Origin of the sequence: Glycomyces xiaoerkulensis, assembly GCF_002798405.1 — a bacterium.
GTDB lineage: Bacteria > Actinomycetota > Actinomycetes > Mycobacteriales > Micromonosporaceae > Glycomyces > Glycomyces xiaoerkulensis.
In genome coordinates, this window is record NZ_PGGV01000016.1 from 46,922 (window position 1) to 71,206 (window position 24,285).

The window sequence follows — 24,285 nt, forward strand, 5'->3', positions numbered from 1 at the left end:
AGTTGGCTCGGCTGCGGGCGCTACTGGCCCGGTCCCCCGACTCGTTCTACGGGCCGTTCGGGTCCTCGGTGGAGGACCTGGTCGAGCAGCGGCGGTTCCACGATGAGGTCGCCGTCAAACTGGCCTCGGGGGTGGCCGCCGAGCGGGACGCCGACCGGCGGAGGGCACTGGAGCTGGCGCTGGCCGACGCGCGGGCGAACGCCGGACTCGCCCGTTCGCTGCAGCGGCAGCTCCTGGAGTTCGCGCACGCCTGGCAGGTCCGGGCGGCGCTGCGGCGGGCCCGCGTGCACACGATGGCGGCGGTCGGAGTGGTCGTCGTGGGGGCGGTCCTGGTGATGATCGCCGCGGCCGAACCGCAGACCTAACTCCACGGTCACCGACTTCGCCAGGTTCCGCGGCTGGTCGATGTCGCGTCCCAGGGTCGTGGCCAGCTCGGCGGCGAACTCCTGCAGCGGGACCGCGGTCAGCAGCGGGGCCAGCAGGGTCGGCAGCGGCGGGGTCTCGACGACGAGGTCGGCGTGCACGGCGGTGATGTCGTCGCCGTCCTCGCAGACGGCTATGACCTTGGCGCCGCGGGCCTTGACCTCCTGGATGTTCGAAATGATCTTGTCGTGCAGCAGCGAGCGGCCCCTGGGGCTGGGCACGATCGCGATCACCGGGGTGCCGTCGTCGATCAGGGAGATCGGGCCGTGCTTGAGCTCGCCGGCGGCGAAGCCCTCGGCGTGGATGTAGGCCAGTTCCTTGAGTTTGAGGGCGCCTTCGAGGGCGACCGGGTAGCCGACGTGGCGGCCGATGAACAGCACGCGGTCGAAGTCGGCCGACTCGCGCGCGAGCTTGCGCACCGGCTCCATGTGCTCCAGCAGTTCGCCGATCTTGCCGGGGGTGGCGACCAGTTCGTTCAGCACGGCGCCGACCTCGTCGGCGTACTTGATGCCGCGAATCTGCGCCAGGTGGAGGCCCACCAGGTAGCAGGCGGCGAGCTGGGTCAGGAAGGCCTTCGTGGAGGCGACGGCGACCTCGATGCCGGCGCGGGTGTACAGCACCGCGTCCGATTCGCGCGGGATCGTCGAGCCGACGGTGTTCGAGATGGACAGCACCCGGGCCTTCTGGTCCTTGGCGTGCCGCACCGCCATGAGCGTGTCCATCGTCTCGCCCGACTGCGAGACGGCGACCACGAGCGTCGAGCGGTCGAGGACCGGGTCGCGGTAGCGGAACTCGCTGGACAGCTCCACTTCGCACGGGATGCGGGTCCAGTGCTCGATGGCGTACTTGGTGACCAGTCCGGCGTGGTAGGAGGTGCCGCAGGCGATGATGAAGACCTTGTCGACGTCTCGGAAGTCCTGATCGGACATGCGCATCTCGTCGAGGACGATCTGCCCGGACTCGTCGATCCGGCCGCGGAGGGTGTCGGCCACCGCCTGCGGCTGCTCGTTGATCTCCTTGCGCATGAAGGTGTCGTAGCCGCCCTTCTCGGCGGCGCTGATGTCCCAGTCGACGTGGTAGCGGCGGCCTTCGGAGGCCGACCCGTCGAAGCCGCGGATCGCGACCCCGTCGCCGGTGATGGTGACGATCTGGTCCTGGCCGAGCTCGATCGCCTCGGTGGTGTAGGCGATGAAGGCGGCCACGTCGGAGGCCAGGAAGTGCTCGCGGTCGCCGATGCCGACCACCAGCGGGGAGTTGCGGCGCGCGCCGACGACGGTACCGGGGTCGTCGGCGGCGACCGCGAGCAGTGTGAACGCCCCTTCGAGGCGGGCGCACACCCGCATCATGGCCTCGGTGAGGTCCCCGTCCGCGCCGTACTCGCGGCCGAGCAACTGGGCGGCGACCTCGGTGTCGGTCTCGGAGGCGAACTCGGTTCCCTCGGCCTCCAGCTCGGCGCGCAACTGCCCGAAGTTCTCGATGATGCCGTTGTGGATCAGCGCGACCCTCCCGTCGGCCGACCGGTGCGGGTGGGCGTTCCGGTCGGACGGGACGCCGTGGGTGGCCCAGCGGGTGTGCCCGATGCCGGAGCGGGCTTCGGGCAGGCCGGCGCCCTCCAGAACCCCTTCGAGGTTGGCGAGCTTGCCGGCCTTCTTGGCGAGGTGGAGTTCGCCCCCCGCGGCCAGGGCGACGCCCGCCGAGTCGTATCCCCGGTATTCCAGGCGGCGCAGCCCGTCGAGCACGACGTCGACGGAGGTGCGCTGGCCTACGTATCCCACGATTCCACACATGGCCAGAACCCTACCCCAGTTTCGATCACATCCCGTGCGCGGATGTGGGGTTTTCAATCACACGGTTTGAGCGTTCTGCGGCCGCGGCGCCGTGCGCGGCTATGAGACCAGGAAGACGGCCCTCGCGTCGTCCTCGTCCACGTAGCTGACGGCGACGCCGCCGGCCACGGACGTCAACTGCGCGTCCCGGCACCAGTCCTCCGGGAGCTCGTGCTCGGACAGGTCGAGGCGCTCGGCGTCGCCGTCGGCGACCTCGTAGAGGCGGCAGTCGGGTTCGGCGCGGTCCAGCGAGCGGTCGGTGGCGAGGATCGTCCGGTTGTCCGGCAGCACGGTGGCCCAGCCGCGCGTCGAGGCCGGGTCGAGCGGCACGTAGCCGAGCCGGACCGAGCGCTTGTAGAGTCTGTCGCCGGACTCCGCGTCGTAGGCCATGACGCCGAGCCGGGCGCCGCCCCGCTCGTCCTCGGCGGTGAAGCACTCCACGAGCTGGACCGTGCGCCGCTCGCCGTGCTCGGCCGAGGCGCGGGCGGGTGCCTCGCCGGGGGCCGCGCCGGAGGTCTCGAGCGCGGCCGGCCGCGACATGTGGAGGGTCCCGCCGCAGGCCGAGGAATGGGTCGAGCCGAACGACTCGTCCGTGTTGCGCCAGATCACCTCGCCGTCGGCCAGGTCGAACGCGAGCAGCCGGTGCTCGAAGCGGCGCGCCGAGAACGGCCCGTCGGTGACCCGGTGCTCCTTGCGGCTGTCGTAGATCACCGCCTCCTCGGTGACCAGGAAACTCTCCGGAGGCACCTCCGAATCGCGGTCGACCTTGCGCCTCCACACCGAATCGCCGTCGCGCAGATCGAATGCCAGGATCCAGTTCCGGGCGACCGCGCGGTCCGGGGCCGGCATGCAGTCGGCGAGCATGACCAGGCGGTCCGCGCTCATCCGGGCCCTGGTTCCCTCGCATCCTTCGGGCAGCTCCCGGGTCCAGACCGTGTCGCCGTCGAAGTCGTAGGCGGCGAATGACCTGCCGCGGTCGCCCGCGTACAGCAGCCGGTCCTCGTCGACCGCCAGCAGCCGCCCCGGGGCGCCCTCGAAGGACACGGTGGCGACCTCGCTGCCGGTCTGAGTGCGCAGGACCCGCGTCTGGTAGTCGGCCGGGTCGTCGGCCCGCGGCCCGGACAGCGCGGTCAGATGCGCCGATCGGGACAGGACCGGCGCCTGCGAGAAGCGCCAGTTCCAGCGCCGGTGGTACCACGCCGCCGCGCCGGTGGCCGGGTCGAGCAGCGTGACCGCCTGCGGGGTGGCCTCGCCGGGGTAGTCGACCCGCAGCAGTCCGTGCGGGGTCTCGACGAACCGGCGCACCGAGGCGATGTCGATCCCGTCCTCGATCCCGATCGCCGCCTCGGCGGCATCGCCGGTCCGGACGTCCTGGTTGGCCAGCTCGGCCCAGCGCTGCATCGCCGGGGCCAGCGCCGCGGCGGCCATGACCACGATCGCGATCGCCAGCGCGCCGGTCTTTCGCCGCATGTTCCGGGGGACGAAGCGGCGGCCGCCCGAGTAGCCCTCGACGACGAACTCGCTGAGTGCCAGCAGGCCGCCGCCGAGGACGCCGAAGCCGTACGCGAGGGCGGCCACGCCGGCGCGGAGGGTGATGAACCGGTCGGGCCCGGCCTCGGGCATGGAGGAGTACACCGTCCAGCCCGCGGCGGCGGCGAGGACCGCGGTGAGCAGCCCGGCGATGATGGTCCGCAGCCCCGAGTGGGTGCCGGCGGTGGCCAGGACGAGGGCGACCACCAGGCAGGAGCCGACCGTGCCGATGATCATGAACAGGCCCGACGAGCCGGTGGAGACGCTGCCGAAGGCGGCCCACACCAGCAGCGCGACCCAGGCGACCAGGGCGGTCAGGCCGGCGGTGCGCAGGAATACGCGGGCGAGCGGCCGCCCGAGCGGTGCCGCTCGACGGCCGTTGGAGTGCCGGGCTCCGTTGCCGGCGGGGGCGGACGAGTCGCTCGCGGACATGCACTCTTTCTACCCGCAGCCGGGTCGAAGAGGCGGCCTTTCGGGCAGATGGCCCTTGGCGTCCTGAGTCCTATGCAGAGCCGAGCGGCAGGTTGGACACAGCGGTGTAGTTCGGTTGCCGTCCGGCCGGTCCCTTGCCGAAGTCGGACTTGTAGAGCACGGCCTCGCGGGCGGTCCAGCTCGGCCCGTGGTAGCGGCGCAGGGTGAGCAGGTCCTGGGCGGCCTGCTGGTTGGTGACGCGGTCGCCGGGGCGGGCGAGGGTGACGTGGGGCCGGTACTGCTTCTGGTCCACCGGCAGGTCGGCGGCCAGCAGTCCGGCGCGGATGCGGTGGACGAACTGGACCAGCCGCGCGACGTCCCCTTCGAGGCCGGCGTAGACGACCGAGTAGCGGCCGCGGCCGAACCGGCCGCCGCCGGAGACGCAGAGCCGCAGCGGATCGCAGGCGGCGCTGGCGTCGGCGATGGCCTCGGCGGCGTCGCCGACCCGCTCGGTCGCGACTTCGCCGATGAACGCGAGGGTCAGGTGCCAGTTCTCGGAGCGGACCAGGCGGCCCGAGGTCACGGGTCGGCGGTTGCCGGCGCCCGGTCGTCCGCCGGCGCCGCGGCGGGCGATGTTGAGGTCGGACACCACTTCGGCGAGGTCGGACAGGGCGTTCTCCGGCAGCGGGAGCGCCGCGAACAGGCGTTGTGTCCGGGTCCCTGTCTCGGCGACTGCGGCGACTGTGGCACTCACTGGATTCCCTCCAGGGGGCTCGCTCGGGGTAGATCGGCGCAGCCGGTGTCGATGGATGTGTCGAGCCGACGCGCCGGGGTTGTCGCGATGTGACTAATCCTCGCAGCCGGATCGACTGTTAATTCAGTGAAATCCCATATAACGGGACAGTAACTTCTGGGAAATGGAGGCCTGGTCCCGGCCTACGGCATCGCCTTGCCCGGCAGTGCCGCCGCGGTCCGCCGGATCCGGACGTGCTTGACCCCGTATGCGAACGCTACGGCCGCGATCGATACGCCGCCGCCGAGCCACAGGCCGGCGCGGGCGCCGGCGACCTCGCAGACCCAGCCGACCAAGGGCGCGAACACCGGAGTCGAACCGAGGAAGACCAGCAGGTACACGCTGAGGACCCGGCCGCGGAAGTCGGGGCGGACCCCCATCTGGACGCGCTGATTGGCCGCCTGCGCGAAGTACACCATCGCGAATCCGGCCGGGACGAGCAGGACCATGGCCGACCAGAGGTTGGGACCGAACCCGGCCGCGACGGTGGCGGCTCCGAGCGCGAGCCCGGCACCGAGCACGGTGTAGACGCCGGGGCGGCCCGAGCGGCGGCCCGAGGCCAGGGACCCGGCGAGCGCGCCGACCGCGAGGGCGGTCAGCAGCAGCCCGAAGGTGTCGGCGCCGGTGTCGAACTCGGTCTTGGCCAGCATCGACAGGGTGATCGGGAAGTTGAAGGCGAATCCGGAGACGAACAGGGTCACGAACAGGACGCCGACCAGGTCGGGGCGGGCGGCGACCAGCCGAAGGGCCTCGCCGATGCCGCCGGAGGAGTCGGAGCCGCGGTGGATGGGGTTGGACAGCTCGCGGCGCAGCAGGAGCGCGCAGGCCAGCGCCGGGCCGAGGAAGGCGGCCGCGTTGATGGCGATGACGGTGCCGGTGCTGGTCAGGGCGATCAAGAGTCCGGCCACGGCGGGACCGGCGATACGGCTGGTGTTGAAGATCGCCGAGCCGAGCGAGATGGCGTTCGGGAGGGCCTCGGGTTCGACGATCTCGGCGTAGAAGGTCTGGCGGGCCGGGCCCTCGACCACGGAGACGGCGCCGAAGAGGAACACCGCGAGGTAGACCATCCACAGCTCGACGATCCCGGAGACGACCGCGGTCGCCAGGAACCCCGCGATCGCGGCGGTGCACAGGCTGGAGGCCAGGAGGACGATGCGCTTGTCGAACGCGTCGGCGAGCTTGCCGCCCTGCAGGCCGAACAGCAGGAAGGGTCCGAACTGGATGGCCAGGGACAGGCCGAGGGCGGTCCCGGAGTCACCGGTCAGCTCGAGGACCAGCCAGTTGACGGCGGTCGTCTGGAGCCAGAAGCCCATGGTCCCCAGCATCTGGCCGCAGGCGAAGAGCCGGTACGCCGGGTAGGCGAAGGCCCGGAACGTGTGCTGGAGCTGCGCTGTGAAGACCGGGGACATGATCCATCGATGATAAGCCACTTACCGGTCGGCAAGCTAGGAAATGAGACGGAGTCCATACGCAGCACGTTCTCCACTCGTGCGCAGAGAAGGACCGGGCTGGTCCTCCCGGACCCGCCCGGTCGCGGAGCCTCTCGAGTCGGGGTCGGCCGCGGCGTTACTTGTTCTCGGCCCTGCCGAAGAGGACGTCGTCCCACCCCGGGAGCTGGTTGCGCGGCTTGGAGCCGGCCGCGGCGAGCGGGAGCTGCTCGTCCTCGTCGGCCGAGCGCCGGTTCGGCCGGAGGACCGCCAGTGACGGCACCTCGGGCGTCTCGCGCTGCTCGGTCGCGGCGGTCGTGCCCGGCAGCCCGAGCGAGGACTGCGAACGCTTCCGGGACGGCTCCTCCAGCGGGCGCTCCAGCACCTCGCGGAGCCGGTCGCGGCGCAGCGGGTCGGGCCGGTCGGCGTCGCCGTCGCCGATCCCGTGCATCGGGTCGCGGGAGGGCCGGGCCGGCTCGCCGGGGCGGATGCCGGTCTCGGCGGCCACCTCGATCGGGTCGCTCACCTGCCGCGGGGCCGGCGTCGAGAGGAACTGCGCCATCTCGTCGTCCGGAGTGACCGTCTGGCGGCCGCGGTCGAGCCTCCAGCACGCGCGGGCGGTGGTCTTGCCCGAGGCCCAGGAGGCCTGGATCATCCACGACGCGTCCTCGGTGCGCCAGGCGTCCCAGGTGACCGCCTCCGGGTCGACCCCGTGCGCGCCGAGCTTCATGTCGACCACATTAGACATGCGCTCGCCGCGCTCCGAAGTGGCCAGACGGGCGCGGCGGGCGGCCTGCGCGAGCATCGCCCGCTCCTGGAGGACCGGGCCGGCGTAGCGCAGCACCCGGTCGACGGCGACCTGAGAGGAGGCGGCGATGTCCTCGGCCGACTCCCCCGAGCGGATGCGGGTCTGGATGTCGCGCGGCGAGAGGTTCACGGCGGCGCCGCGCGGCGGAGCGGTCCGGGCGGTTTCGGCGGCGGATTCATCGGAACCGTCCGTGGCCTTGACCGACTTCCCGTCCGGTTGGATCTCCACGGCCGCCGAGACCCGCTCGTCGAGCGGCAGCGCCAGCAGACGCCCCAACTCGTCGGCGAGCACCAGCGCGTGACCGTCCTCTGAGAGGGCTACGAACCGTACCGGCCTCATGCCTTTCACCCCTCGTGTGTCGTCAGCGCCGCTTAGCCAGCTCATCCGAGCGTACGCCCAACCCTACCGGCGAACCACAAGCGCCGGGGGACGATATTCCTTCTTGAGGGTAGATTGGCCGACGTGTCGCCTCATCAATCGCCCGGGACTCCCGGCCAGCGCCCCAGGGAGGCGCTGCAGCGCGTCAAACGCTCCCCCGACGTGCCCGCGCCCGGAGCGGCGCCGGTCCGGATGACGCCGATCGCCGCCGGCGGGACACTATTGTGGACGATCGCGCTGGTGCTGGCATGGTCGTTCCGGGAGGAGCTCGCGGAATCGGGCCGCGAATGGTGGGTGGCGTGCGCGCTGTGCGGAGTCGGGCTCGGCGTCATCGGGACCGCGGCGATGGCCGTGATGGACCGGCGCCGCCTCGCGCGGCACAACGGCGGCGATCGCGCGTCCGGAACCCGGAACGACCGGACCTAAAGGACTTCCGAGCCCCCGTCGTCGTACACCGTCTCCGACTGCGCCACCCCGTGCGGAGTGGTGTCGACGTACTCGCCGATCTCGGAATGGGCGCCGCAGCCGTGGTCGGCGGAGACGACCCTGCCGTCCTCGGAGGAGTACACGTTCGCGCAGGCGCCGAACGCCCGCCGCATCGATCCGGCCAGCGGCAGGTAGAACCCGCACGTGCCGCAGCGGGCCGAGGCGGGCGCGGACTCGCTGATCGGGGCCGCCGGGCCGCGGTCGCCGTCGTACCAGCGCTGCGCGGCCTCGGCGCGACCGGCGCGGTTCATCACGCGCTCGCGGCCCAGGCCGAGCTCGAAGGCGATATCCTCGACCGCGTCGTCGTCGGAATGGAGGTAGGCGGGCATGAGGCGGTCGTCCTCCTCGGGGGCCGGCAGGACCTCGCCCACACCGACCTCGCCGGCCTCGAGCCGCTCCGCCCACGGGATCCACTCCGGCGGCCGCAGCGCGTCCGGACCGGGCAGCAGCGCGGTCTCCGAGACGGTGGCGGTGCGGGCGCGCGGGGCGCGGCTGACGACGACGGCCCAGCGCCAGCCGCGGTAGCCGGCCAGCGTGCAGTCGAAGTAGTGCGTGACGACCCGGTCGGCCTCGGCCTCGACGGTCAGGTGCTCGCCCACACCGTCGCCGGACTCCTCGGCGGCCTCGCGGGCCGTATCGAGGGCGTCGGCGCAGATGCGGTCGAGGCGCGGTTTGCGGGTCCGGGTCTTGGCCGCGGTGGCGGTTGAGCTCTCAGGCACGCGTCCAAGAATAGGTCAAGCCGCGGGCCGATCGGCTCCGGCCGCTCCGGCGGTGACGCGAGCCGATCCGGGTAGGTTTGACGCCATGCGAATACTCGTCGTCTGCGCGGTCCCCGAGGAGGCCGAGGCCATCGAGGCCGGCCGAGCCGTCCGGCACGAGATGGACGTCCTCGTGTGCGGGGTGGGACCGACCGCCGCCGCCGCGGCCTGCGCCCGGGCCATCGCCCAGAACGGGCAGATGGGCCGCGACTACGACGTGGTCGTGAACGCGGGCATCTGCGGCGCCTTCGAGGGCCGGGCGCGCATCGGCGACGTGCTCATCGCCACCGACTCCGTGGCCGCCGAACTGGGCGTGGCCCTGCCCGACCGCCTCCAGCCGCTCGACGAGATCGGGTTCGGCTCGAACCGGATCGGCTGCAACACGGTGCTGACGGTGGCGGTCGAGGGCGTGCGCGGCGAGATCCTGACGCTGGCCTCCGTCACCGGCTCGCGGGAGCGGGCGGCCGAGCTGGCCGCGCGGTACCCGGCCGCGGTCGGCGAGGCGATGGAGGGTTTCGGCGTGGCCACCGCCGCCCACCAGAGCGGACTGCCGTTCGCCGAGATCAGAACCGTGTCGAACCACGTCGGCGACCGCGACGTGGCGGGCTGGGACTGGAACGCGGCCCTCAAATCGCTGACCGGGGCGGTGCGGGAGCTGTGACGGCACCGATCAGCCTGGCGCACTCGCCGTGCCCCAACGACACCTTCATCCACCACGCCTGGACCGCCGGCCTGGTGGACGGGCCGCCGGTCGAGCTGACCTTCGCCGACATCGACGTCACCAACTCCGCGTGCGCGCGAGGCGAGTTCGACGTCGCAAAGGTCTCCTACGCCGCCCTGCCGTACCTCGGCGACCAGTGGCGGCTGCTGCCGGCCGGCGGGGCCCTGGGATGGGGGTGCGGGCCGCTGGTGCTCACCGGCGGCCGCGAGGATCTCGAGGGCGCCAAGGTCGCCGTGCCCTCGGACCGCAGCACCGCCTATCTGCTGTTCCGGTTGTGGCTGGCCGACCTCGGCGGCGCCGACGCCGAGGTCGAGGTGGTCCCGTTCGACCGGATCATGCCGGCGGTGCGGGCCGGAGAGTACGACGCCGGGCTGGTGATCCACGAGGCCCGCTTCACCTACCGCCGGTACGGGCTGCGGTCTCTGGCCGACCTCGGCCGCTGGTGGGAGGAGAGCACCGGAGCGCCGGTCCCGCTGGGAGCCGTCGTCGCCAAGTCGCACCTCGACGCCGCAGAGCTCACCGGGACCATCCGGGCCTCCCTCGACTACGCCCTCGCGCACCCCCGAGCCGGCCGGGACTATGTGGCCGAGCACGCTCAGGAGATGTCCGATGAGGTGTGCCGCAAGCACATCGAGCTGTACGTCAACGAGTTCTCCCGGGACCTGGGCGAGGCCGGCCGGGCCGCGGTCGAGCGGCTCCTCGGCGGCGCCGCGGCGCTCGGCCTGGTACCGGAGCCCGGAATCGGGCTCCCGTTACCATGAGCGACTCCGGATGAGCTGTCCGCAAACATCACCGGCTACGCTTGTCGGACTTGTCAGATCTTCAGCAGACGAGAATTTCGAGGTTCAGCGGTGCCCAGTGGTCGAGTGAAATGGTTCGACGCCGAGAAGGGTTTCGGCTTCGTCTCCCGCGACGACGGCGGCAAGGACGTGTTCGTCCACCGTGACGCGCTGCCGGAGGACGTGGAGGAACTCGTCAAAGGCCAGAAGGTCGAGTACAGCATCATCGACACCCGCCGCGGGGTCCAGGCGATGGGCGTGCATCTCGTGGCCGGCCCGCAGAACGCGGCCGCGACCGCCGCGGCCGCGAAGCCCGGACGCACGCCCGAAGAGCTCAACAGCCTCCTGCAGGACATGATCGGCGTGCTCGAACAGCAGATCATGCCGCCGCTGTCGCGCGGGCGGCGCCCGGATCGGAAGACCGGCGCCAAGATCGCCGAAATGCTGCGGGCCGTCGCCGACGACCTGGGGTGATTCCGGTGGCCTCCCACGTCGACGCGCTCCTCGGACGCCTCGCATCGCTCGACTCGGTCCTGATCGCCTTCTCCGGCGGCGCCGACTCGGCGTTCCTGCTGGCCGCCGCCGTCCGCGCCCTCGGACCGGCGAAGGTCGAAGCCGGCACCGCGGTCTCGCCGTCCCTGGCGCCGAGCGAACTCGACTCGGCCCGGTCCTTCGCGGCCGGGCTCGGCGTCGTCCACCACACGCCCGCGACCGACGAACTCGCGCGGGAGGGCTACCGGCGCAACGACGGCGACCGGTGCTTCTTCTGCAAGACCGAGCTGATGAGCGTCCTCGTCCCCCTGGCCGAGCGGCGCGGGATCGCCGAGATCGCCACCGGCACCAACGCCGACGACACCGTGGCCGGGTTCCGTCCCGGCATCCGCGCCGCGACCCGGGCCGGAGCGCTCACGCCGCTGGCGGACGCCGGGCTCAGCAAGGCCGAGGTCCGCGCCGCGTCCCGGGAGTGGGGCCTGTCGACCTGGGACAAGCCGGCCGCCGCCTGCCTGTCGAGCCGGATCGCCTACGGCACCGAGGTCACCGCCGACGGGCTGCGCCGGGTCGCCGAGGCCGAGGCGTCGCTGCGGCGGGCGCTGGCCGAGGCGCGCATCCCGGTGCGGAACCTGCGGGTGCGGGACCTGGGAGACGCGGTCGCGAAGGTGGAGGTCGACGCCGACCTGGTGCCGGCGGTCGCCGAGCGGAGCGAGGTGCTGGAGGCGGTGGAGGGCTTCGCGGAGGTGCGGCTGGACGAGCGGGGCTTCAGGTCGGGCGCGATGAACGAGCTGCTGCCGGACCCCGAGCGCTACCGGTGACCGGACGCGGCAAGGCGGTCCGAAGTGCCCGGTGAGGCGGGGCAGCGGTGATCGTCAGTGGAGGATGAGTCCGAAGCGACCGCCTCACCGGGTCCATAACCCCTCGGGAACCCCTCTTTCCCGAGGACTTCACCGTTGAACACGAGACTGAGCGCAGCCTGGGCCGAACCTGTCAATTGCCTGAAATCGGGCTCTCGGAGCAATCAGCTCAAATCGTGAGCATCCATCCGTCGCTGGCGCTGAACCTCCCGAGAACCTCATCCGGTCACTCCGGACGGTTGGCTCTGGACGGTGTGGGATCGGGCACGCGGCGGCGGGCGCCGTCCGGTCCGGCCGTGTAGAACTGATCTGTGGATCCGTCGGGTTGCTCGAGCGCGTACCAGCCGGGGTGCTCCGCCGGCTGCGGAGCGCCGCTCGAGGCCGCCTGCAGTCCGGGCGGGCCGTGCAACGGCTGCGCGACCGCCTGCGGCGGCGCCTCCGATCCGGGGCCGTGGGCGGCGCTCGCGCTCGCCCTCGGTCGGCTCACACCCGAACGGCTCGAGGCGGCCCGCTCCCGCCACCGGCGGCTGCCGCGCCTGGTCGGCCTGCGGCTCATCGCCTGCTACCGGTGCCGACTCGCTTCGCGACTGTCGGTCGAGTGCCGGTACACCCCCTCGTGCTCGGGCTACGGCTTCCGCGCGGTGAGCCGCTACGGACTGTGGGCCGGCGGGCGGCTGGCGGCGGCGCGGGTGCTGCGCTGCCGACCCGGGGTGAGGCGGGGCACGCACGATCCGGTGCCCGGCCGCCGGACCGGCCGTTAAACTCCGAGCCATGAACGAAGTGACAACCGTCGAGCAGCCGTCCCCGTCCCGCGAGGCGGCGCGCGCCCGCAGCCGCGAGGTCAAGCCCGGGCACCTGCCGGTCTCCGAGTTCACCTCGGGCCGCATCGGCGCCGCCGCCCCGTTCGGGCGCAGCGACTTCCCCCTGCCCTTGCAGCAGATCCACTACTCCCACCCCGAGCCCGCCCCCGAGCGGATCCTGGAAGAGGAGCGCGAGTGACGCGACCGGTTCGCAATCTCTTACGAGACTCTGGCAAGAAAATTTCATAGGTGGTATGTTTTTGCGCACACGGGATGTCGGCATCCCGTGCCCTCACCGACCCCGGAGGAAGAAGCGCAATGCGGCGTACCACCAGATGCGCGGCGGGAGTGCTGGTCTCGGCACTGGCACTCAGCGCCTGCGACAGCCCCACCGAACCGGCCTCGGACGAACCGTCCTGGGAGGACGAGCCGTCCGAATCCCAGCTCGCCGACCGCGCCGAGACCCGGGCGCAGCAGGCCGAGCAGTTCTACTTCGTCGTGACCGACCGCTTCGCCGACGGCGACCCGTCCAACAACACCGGCGGCATCGAAGGCGGGCCCCTCGACCACGGCCACGACCCGACGCGGCGGCAGTTCTACCAGGGCGGCGACCTGGCCGGCGTCGAGGAGAACCTCGACTACATCGAAGGTCTCGGCACCACCGCGATCTGGCTGACCCCGGTCGTGGTCAACCAGCCGGTGCAGGTCTCCGAGACCTGGACCGGCTCCGGATACCACGGCTACTGGGGCACCGACTTCACCGCCGTCGACCCGCACCTCGGCGACGACGCGGAGCTGCAGAGCCTCATCGACGCCGCGCACGAGCGCGGCATCGAGGTCCACCTCGACATCGTCGTCAACCACACCGCCGACGTCATCCAGTACGCCGAGGACTCCGGCGCCTACGTCCCCAAGGACGAGCAGCCTTACCTCGACGCCGACGGCCGGCCGTTCGACGACGCGAACTACGCGGCCTCCGGCGAGTTCCCCGAGGTCGGTGCGGACACCTACCCGTACACGCCCGTCCTCGAGGAGGGCGAGGCCGACCTCAAGCGGCCCGAATGGCTCAACGACCCGGCCATGTACCACAACCGGGGCGAGTCAGCCTTCTCCGGCGAATCCTCCACCTACGGCGACTTCGCCGGGCTCGACTCGGTCTGGACCGAGCGGTCCGAGGTCGTCGACGGCTGGATCGAGGTCTACTCCGACTGGATCACCGAAACCGGCGTCGACGGCTTCCGCCTGGACACCGTCAAGCACGTCAACCTCGAATTCTGGCCGCAATTTCTTGCAGGCGTCCGCGCGGCCGCCGACGCCGAGGACATCGACTTCTTCGCCTTCGGTGAGGTCTACTCCGGCGACCCGCTCCTGACCAGTGAATACGTGCGCAAGGGCGAGCTCGACGCCGTGCTCGACTTCGGTTTCCACGGCGCCGCGAACGGGTTCGTCACCGGCTCTGCCGGCGCCGAGGCGCTCGGCACGCTGTACGACTCCGACCCGCTGTTCACCACCCCGCGCACCGACGCGCTGTCGACGCCCACATTCGTGTCCAACCACGACGCCGGCCGCGTCGGCACCGGCATCGTGAAGCGCACCGACCCGAGCACCTGGCTCGACCGGGCGGTCCTCGCCGAGGAACTCATGTTCCTCACCCGCGGGCAGCCGGTCGTCTACTACGGCGACGAGCAGGGCTTCACCGGCGAAGGCGGCGACGACTACTCGCGCCAGACGATGTTCGCCTCCCAGGTGGACGAATTCCTCGACGACGAGATCATCGGCGCCGACACCACGCACGCCGAGGACCACTACGACACCGACCACCCCCTCTACCGGGCCATCGCCGAACTCGGGGGCCTCCGCAGGGACCACCCGGCGCTCAGCGACGGCATCCAGATGACGCGCTCGACCGAGAACGGCGTGTTCGCCTTCTCCCGCATCCACTCCGAAGAAGGCGTCGAATACCTCGTCGCGGCCTCCGGCTCCGAGACCGAGCAGACGGTCGAGGTCGAGACCCACTCCGAAGGGTTCGGCCGGATCTACGGCGAGGGCTCGATCGACGCCGCCGGCGGCGCGGCCTCGATCACCGTGCCGCCGCTGTCGACGACGGTCTTCCGCGCCGACGGGCCGGTACCGACCGGCGAGGCGCCGACCGTCGAAGTCGGCGTCGCCGACGAATCGGCGGGCATCGCGCACGTCAGCGCCGACGTGACCGGCGACCCGCTCACCCGCGTCGCCTTCGCCGCCGCCGTCGACGGCGGCGAATGGACCTATGCGGGCACCGCGCCCGGCCCGGACCACCGGATCGCCTACGACCTCGACGGCCTCGGCGGCGGCTCGACCGTCGAGTTCAAGGCCGCGGCCGTCGACCGCGAAGGCCGCACCGCCTCGGGCAAGGCGAGCACCACCGTCGCCACCCCCGTCCGGGGCGGCGGGTCGCCCGCCTGGGCCAACGTCCACTACGACGGCGATCCCGAGCAATGGGGCCTGTACACGTGGGGCGACGTGGCCGACTCCTCGAGCACCGTCTGGCCCGACTCCAACCCGTTCAGCGGCGAGACCTCCTACGGAGGCTTCGCTTCCCTCCGGCTCACCGAGGAGGCGAGCGAGGTCGGCTACCTGGTGATCGACGGCGACGGCAACAAGGACCACGAGGCCGACCGGTCCTTCGACCCGAGCGAGCACCCCGAGATCTGGCTGACCGCCGGCAGCGGGGACGTCGCCCACTCCCCGGCGGAGGCTCGCGGACACGTGACCGTCCACGCCCCTGACGACGGCACCGACTGGGGACTCCACCTGTGGGGCGAGGCGCTCGCCGACGGCGTCGGCACCGAGTGGGACTCGCCCCGCCCGCCGGACGGCACCGACGAATGGGGGCCGTACTGGAACGTGCCGGTGGACGAGGTCGACGCCGACATGGGCGCCGTCGTCCACGCCGGAGACACCAAGCTCCACGAGGCCGACATCGTCCTGACCCCGTCCGAACTCGGCGAGACCTGGGTGACCGCGGCCGGGCCGCACGCCTCGCGGGCGGCCGCCGACGGCAAGGCGGTCCTCCACTACCAGCGCCCCGACGGCGACCTGGACGGCTGGACCCTGCACACCTGGGAGGGCGCGGCCGAACCGACCGACTGGGACGCCGGGCTCGAGCCGGTCCGCACCGACTCGTTCGGGGCGGTGTTCGAGGTGGACCTGGCCGAGGACGCCGAGGCGCTCTCCTACATCCTCCACCGCGGCGACGAGAAGGACCTGCCGACCGACCAGCGGCTCGATTTCGCCGAGTTCGGCCACGAAGTGTGGATCACCGCCTCGACCGAGGGATACGTGCGCCCGTCCGGGGCCTCGCTCGACCGCCGCCCGGACCTCGATCCGGGGGCCGAGCGCGCGATCTGGCTCGACCGCGACTCGATCGCGCTCGACACGGGCGCCACGGACGGCAAGGTCTACGAGCTGCTGGCCGGCGCCGACGGCTCGATCGCCGTCGAGGACGGCGAGATCACCGGCGACTTCGAGACCATCGGCCTGACCCCGTCGGGCGGCATGACCGAGTCCCAGCGCCGGGCCCACCCCGAATACTGGGACTACCGGACGTTCCGCCTCGACCCGGGCGCCGACGTCGAGGAGGCGCTGCGCGGGCAGCTCGTGGCGGTCGAGCGCGACCATACCGGGAAGCCGTGGCTGGCCACCGGCGTGCAGATCGCCGGCGTCCTGGACGACGTCTACGCCGCTGCGGTAGCCGCCGACCTGGGCCTGACCTGGAAGAACGGCAAACCGACCGTCTCGGTGTGGGCGCCGACGGCGCGGTCGGTGCGGCTCGAGCTGTCCGACTCGCCCGGCGATGAGCCGACCGTCCACGAGATGAAGCGCGACGAGTCGACCGGCGTCTGGTCGGTCAAGGGCAAGAAGGACTGGGACCGCGCCTACTACCGCTTCGCCGTGGAGGTCTGGCACCCGTCGACGCAGCGGATCGAGTCGTACTCGGTCACCGACCCCTACTCGGTCTCGCTGGCGGCGGACTCGACGCACAGCCAGATCGTCAACCTCGACGACGCCGACCTGAAGCCGGAGGGCTGGGACGACCGGGCTCGGCCCGAGGCGGTGGAGCCGGCCGCGTCGCAGGTCTGGGAGGTCCACGTCCGCGACTTCTCGATCGCCGACGAGTCGGTCCCGGCCGGACTGCGCGGCACCTACGCGGCGTTCGCCGAGGGCGACTCGGTCGCTGTCCGGCACCTCGCCGAGCTGGCCGAGGCGGGACTGACGCACGTCCACCTGCTGCCGACGTTCGACATAGCGACGGTCCCGGAGACCGGCCCGGCCGTGCCCGACTGCGACCTGGGCTCGTTCGCGCCGGACTCGGCGCAGCAGCAGGCTTGCGTCGGCGAGACCCGGGCCGAGGACGCCTACAACTGGGGCTACGACCCGTACCACTTCAACGCCCCCGAGGGCTCGTACGCGACCGACCCCGACGGGACGCGGCGGATCCTGGAGTACCGCCGGATGGTCCAGGCGCTCCACGAAATGGGGCTGCGGGTGGTGAACGACGTGGTCTACAACCACACCTCGGCCTCCGGAGCCGACGAGCGATCGGTGCTGGACCGGATCGTGCCCGGCTACTACCACCGGCTCGACGGCAACGGCGACGTGCACACCTCCACCTGCTGCCGGAACACCGCGCCCGAGCACGCGATGTTCGGCAAGTTCGTGGTCGAGTCGACCGCCCTGTGGGCCGAGGCGTACCGGGTCGACGGGTTCCGATTCGACCTGATGGGCCACCACCCGAAGGACAACATCCTCGCCGTCCGGGCCGCGCTCGACCGGATCGACCCGGGCATCCTGCTCTACGGCGAGGGCTGGGACTTCGGCGAGGTGGCCGGGGACGCCCTGTTCGAGCAGGCCACGCAGCCGAACATGGCCGGGACCGGCGTCGGGACGTTCAACGACCGGATGCGGGACTCGGTCCGCGGGGGCGGGCCGTTCGACGCCGACCCGCGCCGCCAGGGCTTCGGTTCGGGCCTGTGGAGCGAGGACAACGGCTCGGGGACCTCGCCGGACGCCCTCGCCGAGCTGCTGCACGCCGGGGACCTGACGAGACTGGGGCTGGCCGGCAATCTCGCCGGCTACGAGTTCACCGCCTCGGACGGGCGACCGGTGTCCGGCGCCGACCTGGACTACAACGGCGCGGCCGCCGGGTACACCGCGGCCCCGGGCGAGGCGGTGAACTACGTCGACGCGCATGACAACGAGATCCTGTTCGACTCGCTGGCCTACAAGCTCGACGGCGAGGTGACCGGGGCCGACCGGGCCCGGATGCAGGTGCTGAGCCTGTCGACGGCGGTGCTGAGCCAGGGGACCGGTTTCGTGACGGCCGGTTCGGAGCTGCTGCGGTCGAAATCGCTGGACCGGGATTCGTACGACTCCGGCGACTGGTTCAACGCCATCCGGTGGGACTGCGGCGGTGCCGAAGGCTTCGGGGCCTCCTCGAACGGGTTCGGCTCCGGCCTGCCGCCGGCGTGGACCAGTGAGGACGAGTGGTCCCACGCCGCCGACGCGGTCGCGCGGGTGGACGAGCCGAGCTGCGAGGACATCGAGCTGGCCGGCGCGAGGTACGCCGAGCTGCTGCGGATCGCCTCCTCGACGCGGGCGTTCAGCCTGGGCACGGCCGAGGCGGTGTCCGAGCGGGTCTCGTTCCCGCTGTCGGGCGAGGGCGAGGCGCCGGGCGTGATCACCATGGTCGTCGACATGGAGGGCCTGGACGACGAGTTCGAGACGGTGACGGCGGTGTTCAACGCCACCCCGGACGCGGTCGACCGGACGGTGGCCGATCAGGCCGGCTCGGGCGCCGGACTGCACCCGGTGCTGCGTGAGTCGGCCGACGAGGTCCTCGTCGAGGCGTCGTTCGACGATGCGACCGGTACGTTCACGGTGCCGGGCCGTTCGGTGGCGGTGTTCGTGAGCTGACGGTCTTCCGGACGCCCGGCCCGCGGGTTCCGGAGCGGGGCCGGGCGCCTTGACAGGCCGTGAATACTGAGGGGTACTCGTTGATCCCTGGAACCGGGGCGGACGTGCCGCGTCCGCCCCGGCTTATCACGGCCCGCGGACTACGGTCTGGGCAGCAGCCGGTTACGATTCGTTCCATGACATACCCCCAGCAAGGACAGCCGGGCGACCCCTACAACCAGCCGCCCGGCGGCTACCAGCCCGGACAGGCCGGGCCCGAGTACCCACAGCAGCCGCAGTACCACACCCAGCCCGACATGGGGCAGCAGCCCGGATACCCGCAGCAGCCCGGCTATCACCACCAGCAGCCGCTCTACCAGGACCAGTACGGGCAGCAGTACGGTCCGCCGCCGGTGCCGCCCGACAACAAGGGCGGCGCGGGCACGGCGATCCTGATCGTGGTCGTAGTGCTGCTGCTGATCGGCGGCGGCGCCGCCGGATACTTCCTGCTCGGCGACGACGACGAGGGCACCACCACCGCCGGGGACGAGGAGACCTCCGCGTCCGAGGAGGCCCCGACCGAGGAAGGCGACGACGGCGAGGAGCCCACCGAAGACGAGGAGCCGACCGACGGGACGGAGCCGAGCGGCGACACCATCACCGTCGACTCGCTGGGCGCGGCGACGCCGCTGCCCGGAAGCGGCCAGTGGGATCCGTATCAGGGACCCGCCACGAACACGGCCTGGGGCGCCGACGCCACCTCGTACGTGGTCCAGCACGACCCGACCTGGATCTCGCTGTTCGGGGCGGGCATGTGCACCGGCCTGGAATTCCCGTACGACCCGGACGACCTGTCCGGCAGCGCGGCCGGCGCGGTCGAATGGTGGGCCGAAGGGTTCTCCGACGCCGAGGGGATGACCTACGGCGACCCGGAGCTGACCGAGGTCGAGGTCGACGGCCGGCCCGGCGTGCTGGCCGAGACCCGGATCGAGTGGGACTCCTACGCCGACACCGACGACACCTACGAGGACGCGGCGGTCCTCATCGTCGACGCCGACGGCGTCAACGGGTTCATCGGAATCGCGAGCATCCCCGAATCGGGCGCCGACTTCCGGCAGGAGGCGGTCGACGCGCTGCTCGCCACGACGTTCGAGGGCGAGACCGCTTAGCGGCCCCGCCCTCGCCGGGAGGTTCGATCGGGCGGACGCCCACCCGGACTCCGCCCGAGGACTCAGAAGGCCCCGTCGGGCAGGTCCATGGCGGTCAGGTCGGCGGCCTCGACGATCTTCCGGTCGGCGGTCAGGCGCGGCAGCACCTCGCGGGCGAAGAACTTCGCGGAGGCGACCTTGCCGCGGTAGAAATCGTCGTCGGCGCCGGCGTCGAGCTTGGCCTGGGCGACCTCGGCCTGGCGCAGCAGCAGCCAGGCGACCGTCAGGTCGCCGACGGCCAGCAGCAGGCGCCGCGAGTGGAGTCCGGCCTTGTACAGCTCGCGCGGGTTCCCCTCCATCGGGCCCATGACGGCCGGCTGGAGGGCCTCGATGATGCCCTGGACGTCGCCGAGTGCGCGCTGGACCTTGGCGCGGACCTCGGACAGCTCCTCGTGGCCCTCGGCGGTGGAGGCCGTGATCTCGCCCGCGACGGCCATGAGGGCCTCACCGTTGTCCTTGAGGATCTTGCGGAACAGGAAGTCGAGGCTCTGGATGGCGGTCGTGCCCTCGTAGAGCGTGTCGATCTTGGCGTCGCGGACGTACTGCTCCAGCGGGTAGTCCTGCAGGTACCCCGAGCCCCCGAAGGTCTGGAGGGACTCGGCGCCGAGCAGCTCGTAGGCGCGCTCGGAGCCGCAGCCCTTGACCAGCGGCAGCAGCAGGTCGTTCACGCGCTTGGCGGTTTCGGCGGCCTCGGCGTCGCCGTCGCGCTCGGCGATGTAGAACCGGTCCTGCCAGGAGGCGGTGTAGGAGACCAGCGCGCGCAGGCCCTCGGCGTAGCCCTTCTGCATCATCAGGGAGCGGCGCACGTCGGGGTGTTTGATGATCGGCACCCGCGGGGAGGTCTTGTCGGTGCTGTTGAGCATGTCCGGGCCCTGGATGCGGCTCTTGGCGTAGTCGAGCGCGTTGAGGTAGCCGCTCGACAGGGCGGCGATGGCCTTGGTGCCGACCATCATGCGGGCGTACTCGATGATGAGGAACATCTGCCGGATGCCCTCGTGCCTCTCGCCGAGGAGCCAGCCGGTGGCGGGCGTCTTCTCGCCGAAGGTGAGCTCGGCGGTGGCCGAGACCTTCAGGCCCATCTTCTTCTCGATGTTGGTGGCGTAGACGCCGTTGCGCTCGCCGAGTTCGCCCGTGGCGGGGTCGAAGTGGTACTTCGGGACGATGAACAGGCTCAGGCCCTTGGTGCCGGGGCCGCCGGCGCCTTCCTCGCCTTCGGGGCGCGCCAGGACGTAGTGGATGATGTTGTCGGTCATGTCCTGGTCGCCGGAGGTGATGAACCGCTTGACGCCTTCGATGTGCCAGGTGCCGTCGGGCTGCTTGATCGCCTTGGTGCGGCCGGAGCCGACGTCGGACCCGGCGTCGGGCTCGGTGAGGACCATGGTGGCGCCCCACTGCTTCTCGACGAACAGCTTGGCCCACTCCTTCTGCTCGTCGGTGCCTTCGACGTAGGCGCTGTGGGCGAAGGAGGGCCCGGCGGCGTACATCCACAGGGCGGGGTTGGCGCCGAGGACGAGCTCGGCGATCGACCACCAGAGCATGCGGGGCGCGAGCGTGCCTCCGAGTTCCTCGGGCAGGTCGAGCCGCCAGTATTCGGCGTCCATGAAGGCGCGGTAGGACTTCTTGAAGGACTCCGGCAGGGTGACCGCGTGTTCGGCGGGGTCGTAGTCGGGCGGGTTGCGGTCGCCCTCGACGTAGCTGGCGGCGAGTTCTTCCTCGGACAGGCGCGCGAGCTCGGCGAGGATGTCGCGGGCGGTGTCGACGTCGAGGTCGCCGTACAGCTCGTGGTCCAGCGACTTGTCGGCCCCGAAGACCTCGAAGAGGTTGAACTCGAGATCGCGAAGGTTGTGGCGGAAATGCGTCATTGCGGGTCCTCCATTACTCAGTGGTAACCCTCATCATATTACCCGTCAGTAGCTACTTGAAGCATGCCACGGGAAATCCCCGCCGACCAGCGACGATCCGGAGTGTCGGAGGTCTCGTGAAAAATCCGTCCGAGGCGGCGTCATGAACGGGGGCGTCCGTCGTTGAACCAATGCACGGACCATCCGTGCGATGTCAGAGCGAAACTCCGGACCCACCCGGGAGCCCCACGATGATCAGAACCGTCTCCGGTCGGCTGAGCGCCCGCCTCCGCCCCGTGTACATCGGCCGCCACCGCCGCGGCCGCCCGAGACTGGCCGCCGTGCTCCGGACCGCGATCGAGCCGCAGCCGGGCTCGGGCGGGCGGAACTAGACCTGGTCGGGCCGGTAGTCGAGCAGCAGCAGGGCGATGTCGTCGGCCAACGGGCCGCCCACCCAGCGCCGCAGCGCGGTCTCCAGGGAGGCCAGGCCGTCGCCGACGTCGCCGTGGCCGATCAGGCTCCAGGCCCGGTCCTCGATCGGGAAGAACTCGCCGTCCTTCCTGGCCTCGGCCAGGCCGTCGGTGTACAGGAAGATGCGGTCGCCCGGCTGCAGCCGCACCGTCAGCTCCCGAGCCGTCGGCCCCAGTCCCAGCGGCGGTGCCATCGACTCGGGTTCGAGGTAGGAGGCGGCGCCGTCCCGCACCAGCATCGGGGGCGGATGCCCGCAGTTGAGGATCTCGAGGGTCCCGCCGCGCTCCTGCAGCAGGATCGCGGTCACGAAGTCCTCCTCGTCGGCGTTGCGCGCCACCGCCTGGTCGAGATCGGCGACCATGCACCGCTGGTCGGCGCGGTCGAAGGCCACGTGCCGGAACGAGCCCAGCACCGTAGAGGACAGCCGCACCGCGTCCAGGCCCTTGCCGCGGACGTCGCCGATGATGATGCGGACGCCGTACTCGGTCTCCAGGGCCTCGTACAGGTCGCCGCCGATGTCGGCGCCCGAGCGCGCCGAGACGTAGCGGGCGGCGATGTCGAACGGGCCCAGGCGCGAGTCGATCGGGCGCAGGATCGCCTGCTGCACGACCGAGGCCAACTGGGTGAGCCGCCGCAGCCGGTCGTCGTCGCGCTCGCGGACCACCGCGACCGCGACCGACACGGCCGTCGCCGCACTCACCACCAGGAAGTCGACGGCGTGGCCGAAGGCGGTGACGACCTCGAACTCGTTGACGCACCACAGGTAGACGAAGGCGACCGCCAGGCTGGCGAGCCCGACGACGGTGACCCAGCGCCAGTTCAGGAACGCCGAGGCCACCAGCGGCGGCAGGGCCAGCCACGGCACCGCGTGCGTCTGGCCCTCGAAGGAGAGCTGCATGGCGATCAGCACGACGATCGCCACGAAGGCGGCGGTGAACACCGATCGCACCGAGGGCGAGGACCAGCCGTTCGACGGCCCTGCGCGTCGGGTGCCGGTCCCGCGCTGCAGCGGTGTGCGCATCTCGGTGCGTGCCTCCTTCCTTTCGGTCGAGTGTGGGGCTCCCGCGGGATTCGCGCAAGCGGCCGCTCGGGCGGACGCCCGTGAAGCAGAGCGCTCGGGGAGCGGGCGGGAGCGGTCTCCGGACACCCGGTCGTCTCCGGGGTCGCCGTCGACCCCGGGTCTCGACTACGGCCGATGTGAAGATCGTAATGGTCTCGGGGGCCGCGCCCTCCCTGGCCGAGCCCGACGCGACTTCAGGACGAAAGTCGGTTCGTTCGGATCGAATCGACCGGCCGAAAGGACTACCGCAGATAGTCCATTCGGACAGGGTCCGCGACGGAGGGCGCGGGCAACTCCGTTGCCGCCCGGATCGGCCTGTGCGAAGCTTGTCCCCGTGGAGTTCAAGCTCGTGATGACGCCGTTCACCGACCGTGTGGCGCAAGAGCTCTGCGCCGAGCTCGACGGCGAGTACGTGAGCAGGTACGGCCATGGCGACGAGACCGGCATCGGGGACGGCGACTTCCATCCGCCGAACGGCGACTTCCTGGTGGCCTACGACGCCGGCGGCGAGCCGGCCGGGTGCGGCGGCTGGCGCGCCCGCGACGAGGACGACGCCGAGATGAAGCGCATCTTCGTGCGCGGACACTACCGCCGCCGGGGTCTGGCGAGGCTCATCGTGGCCGCGGTGGAGCGCTCGGCGGCCGAGTCCGGCCGCAAGCGGATCGTCCTCGAGACCGGCCCGCGCCAGCCCGAGGCGATCGCGATGTACCGGGCCATCGGCTACCGGGAGGTCGAGCCCTTCGGCTTCTACGCGTGCGCCGACGGCTCGCTCCACCTCGGCAGGGAACTGCGCACCGACCATCACTGAGGATCGCCGCTGCGCGCCCGGGGCCCCCTCGACACACGCCAGGCCGGTCGTTTCGACCGGCCTGAGCTGCGTCTTCAATCTCGGAGCGGATGACGGGAATCGAACCCGCGTTATCAGCTTGGGAAGCTGAAGTTCTACCATTGAACTACATCCGCGCGCCGCGCGATCGCCCGAGCGAATCGGGATCGCCTCCGCGGGCGGCGCCCAGTATATTACCCCGCCCGAGCCTCGCCCGCATGCCCCCGGCCGGGCGGTTCCCGCCCGCCCCGGCGCACTCCTCCCCCACTGTCCGAGCTCACTCGTGCCTCGCCGCGAGCGGGCCACTCGGCCACTTCGGTTTGGGCGAAAATTCCGGTGTGCGGGATGTGACCGTGCGCACCGACATGCCGTTTCCACCCGGCTGTTCCACCGGTTTCTAGCTGCGGATATCTCCAAAAGATTAGATAACGGAGACCCTCTTCACAAGCAGTCTCG

At 71.5% G+C, this 24,285-nt stretch carries 18 protein-coding genes, 1 tRNA gene and 1 pseudogene; 11 read left to right on the plus strand and 9 right to left on the minus strand.

Translation table 11 applies throughout. From position 1 onward, the window contains the following. Window positions 1-365 precede the first annotated feature (365 nt). From glmS to sepH, 5 genes and pseudogenes are all read right to left on the minus strand, one after another. Window positions 366-2,210: pseudogene (gene glmS, locus CUT39_RS05865) on the minus strand (glutamine--fructose-6-phosphate transaminase (isomerizing)); the annotation flags it as partial. A gap of 99 nt (window positions 2,211-2,309) precedes the next feature. Then, a complete protein-coding gene (locus CUT39_RS05870) occupies window positions 2,310-4,211 on the minus strand; it encodes an outer membrane protein assembly factor BamB family protein (RefSeq protein ID WP_100445046.1) in 1,902 nt (633 codons plus the stop codon). A 70-nt stretch (window positions 4,212-4,281) separates the two neighbouring features. After that, window positions 4,282-4,944 (minus strand): RNA 2',3'-cyclic phosphodiesterase, encoded by a 663-nt coding sequence (gene thpR, locus CUT39_RS05875; protein ID WP_157930503.1) that lies wholly within the window; start codon window positions 4,942-4,944, stop codon window positions 4,282-4,284. A gap of 182 nt (window positions 4,945-5,126) precedes the next feature. Then, window positions 5,127-6,392, minus strand: a complete 1,266-nt coding sequence (locus tag CUT39_RS05880; protein ID WP_100445048.1) for an MFS transporter — start codon at window positions 6,390-6,392, stop codon at window positions 5,127-5,129. Between the two features lie 157 nt (window positions 6,393-6,549). Further along, complete coding sequence (gene sepH / locus CUT39_RS05885) at window positions 6,550-7,557, minus strand: septation protein SepH (RefSeq protein WP_100445049.1); 1,008 nt, start codon at window positions 7,555-7,557, stop codon at window positions 6,550-6,552. Between the two features lie 123 nt (window positions 7,558-7,680). On the opposite strand from sepH, the gene CUT39_RS05890 reads away from it, so the two are divergent. Continuing rightward, window positions 7,681-8,022, plus strand: coding sequence for a DUF2530 domain-containing protein (locus CUT39_RS05890; RefSeq protein ID WP_157930504.1), 342 nt, complete (start codon window positions 7,681-7,683; stop codon window positions 8,020-8,022). Here CUT39_RS05890 and CUT39_RS05895 read toward each other — a convergent pair. Beyond that, window positions 8,019-8,813: a DUF3027 domain-containing protein gene (locus CUT39_RS05895; RefSeq protein ID WP_408611117.1), complete on the minus strand. Its 795-nt coding sequence runs from the start codon at window positions 8,811-8,813 to the stop codon at window positions 8,019-8,021. The genes CUT39_RS05890 and CUT39_RS05895 overlap by 4 nt on opposite strands. 73 nt (window positions 8,814-8,886) lie before the next feature. Here CUT39_RS05895 and mqnB point away from each other — a divergent pair, with 73 nt between their 5' ends. From mqnB to CUT39_RS05935, 8 genes are all read left to right on the plus strand, one after another. Further along, window positions 8,887-9,501: a futalosine hydrolase gene (gene mqnB, locus CUT39_RS05900; protein ID WP_198586909.1), complete on the plus strand. Its 615-nt coding sequence runs from the start codon at window positions 8,887-8,889 to the stop codon at window positions 9,499-9,501. Next, complete coding sequence (locus tag CUT39_RS05905) at window positions 9,498-10,322, plus strand: 1,4-dihydroxy-6-naphthoate synthase (RefSeq protein ID WP_232805624.1); 825 nt, start codon at window positions 9,498-9,500, stop codon at window positions 10,320-10,322. Before mqnB ends, CUT39_RS05905 begins: the two co-directional genes overlap by 4 nt. 90 nt (window positions 10,323-10,412) lie before the next feature. Then, on the plus strand, window positions 10,413-10,814 hold the full coding sequence (locus CUT39_RS21685) for a cold-shock protein (RefSeq protein WP_100445052.1): 402 nt from the start codon (window positions 10,413-10,415) through the stop codon (window positions 10,812-10,814). 5 nt (window positions 10,815-10,819) lie between these two features. Continuing rightward, on the plus strand, window positions 10,820-11,650 hold the full coding sequence (gene larE / locus CUT39_RS05915) for an ATP-dependent sacrificial sulfur transferase LarE (protein ID WP_232805625.1): 831 nt from the start codon (window positions 10,820-10,822) through the stop codon (window positions 11,648-11,650). Between the two features lie 350 nt (window positions 11,651-12,000). Further along, window positions 12,001-12,450: a membrane protein insertion efficiency factor YidD gene (gene yidD / locus CUT39_RS21035; protein ID WP_232805626.1), complete on the plus strand. Its 450-nt coding sequence runs from the start codon at window positions 12,001-12,003 to the stop codon at window positions 12,448-12,450. Between the two features lie 10 nt (window positions 12,451-12,460). Further along, window positions 12,461-12,688: a hypothetical protein gene (locus tag CUT39_RS05925; protein ID WP_100445053.1), complete on the plus strand. Its 228-nt coding sequence runs from the start codon at window positions 12,461-12,463 to the stop codon at window positions 12,686-12,688. Between the two features lie 119 nt (window positions 12,689-12,807). After that, the gene (gene pulA / locus CUT39_RS21440; protein ID WP_198586911.1) at window positions 12,808-18,444 is read left to right on the plus strand and encodes a pullulanase-type alpha-1,6-glucosidase; all 5,637 of its coding nucleotides are present in this window, start codon (window positions 12,808-12,810) and stop codon (window positions 18,442-18,444) included. A gap of 176 nt (window positions 18,445-18,620) precedes the next feature. Next, window positions 18,621-19,592 carry a hypothetical protein gene (locus CUT39_RS05935; RefSeq protein WP_100445055.1) on the plus strand — a complete coding sequence of 324 codons (972 nt, stop codon included), beginning with the start codon at window positions 18,621-18,623 and terminating at the stop codon, window positions 19,590-19,592. Between the two features lie 62 nt (window positions 19,593-19,654). Here the strand turns inward: CUT39_RS05935 and CUT39_RS05940 are convergent, their stop codons facing one another. After that, a complete protein-coding gene (locus CUT39_RS05940; protein ID WP_100445056.1) occupies window positions 19,655-21,493 on the minus strand; it encodes an acyl-CoA dehydrogenase in 1,839 nt (612 codons plus the stop codon). A 230-nt stretch (window positions 21,494-21,723) separates the two neighbouring features. Here CUT39_RS05940 and CUT39_RS20165 point away from each other — a divergent pair, with 230 nt between their 5' ends. Then, complete coding sequence (locus CUT39_RS20165; protein WP_157930505.1) at window positions 21,724-21,864, plus strand: hypothetical protein; 141 nt, start codon at window positions 21,724-21,726, stop codon at window positions 21,862-21,864. Here CUT39_RS20165 and CUT39_RS05945 read toward each other — a convergent pair. After that, window positions 21,861-22,964 carry a PP2C family protein-serine/threonine phosphatase gene (locus CUT39_RS05945; RefSeq protein ID WP_100445057.1) on the minus strand — a complete coding sequence of 368 codons (1,104 nt, stop codon included), beginning with the start codon at window positions 22,962-22,964 and terminating at the stop codon, window positions 21,861-21,863. The genes CUT39_RS20165 and CUT39_RS05945 overlap by 4 nt on opposite strands. Window positions 22,965-23,337: 373 nt before the next feature. On the opposite strand from CUT39_RS05945, the gene CUT39_RS05950 reads away from it, so the two are divergent. Continuing rightward, on the plus strand, window positions 23,338-23,811 hold the full coding sequence (locus CUT39_RS05950; protein WP_100445058.1) for a GNAT family N-acetyltransferase: 474 nt from the start codon (window positions 23,338-23,340) through the stop codon (window positions 23,809-23,811). An 84-nt stretch (window positions 23,812-23,895) separates the two neighbouring features. Here the strand turns inward: CUT39_RS05950 and CUT39_RS05955 are convergent. Next, window positions 23,896-23,966, minus strand: a tRNA-Gly gene (locus CUT39_RS05955). Window positions 23,967-24,285: the final 319 nt, after the last annotated feature.

What these genes read in the sequence shown, in the direction of transcription:
- pulA (WP_198586911.1), top strand. Translation starts at nt 12,808, where the DNA reads ATGCGGCGTACCACCAGATGCGCGGCGGGAGTGCTGGTCTCGGCACTG.
- CUT39_RS05940 (WP_100445056.1), bottom strand. Translation starts at nt 21,493, where the DNA reads ATGACGCATTTCCGCCACAACCTTCGCGATCTCGAGTTCAACCTCTTC.
- sepH (WP_100445049.1), bottom strand. Translation starts at nt 7,557, where the DNA reads ATGAGGCCGGTACGGTTCGTAGCCCTCTCAGAGGACGGTCACGCGCTG.
- CUT39_RS05935 (WP_100445055.1), top strand. Translation starts at nt 18,621, where the DNA reads ATGACATACCCCCAGCAAGGACAGCCGGGCGACCCCTACAACCAGCCG.
- CUT39_RS05870 (WP_100445046.1), bottom strand. Translation starts at nt 4,211, where the DNA reads ATGTCCGCGAGCGACTCGTCCGCCCCCGCCGGCAACGGAGCCCGGCAC.
- CUT39_RS20165 (WP_157930505.1), top strand. Translation starts at nt 21,724, where the DNA reads ATGATCAGAACCGTCTCCGGTCGGCTGAGCGCCCGCCTCCGCCCCGTG.
- mqnB (WP_198586909.1), top strand. Translation starts at nt 8,887, where the DNA reads ATGCGAATACTCGTCGTCTGCGCGGTCCCCGAGGAGGCCGAGGCCATC.
- CUT39_RS05925 (WP_100445053.1), top strand. Translation starts at nt 12,461, where the DNA reads ATGAACGAAGTGACAACCGTCGAGCAGCCGTCCCCGTCCCGCGAGGCG.
- CUT39_RS05945 (WP_100445057.1), bottom strand. Translation starts at nt 22,964, where the DNA reads ATGCGCACACCGCTGCAGCGCGGGACCGGCACCCGACGCGCAGGGCCG.
- CUT39_RS05880 (WP_100445048.1), bottom strand. Translation starts at nt 6,392, where the DNA reads ATGTCCCCGGTCTTCACAGCGCAGCTCCAGCACACGTTCCGGGCCTTC.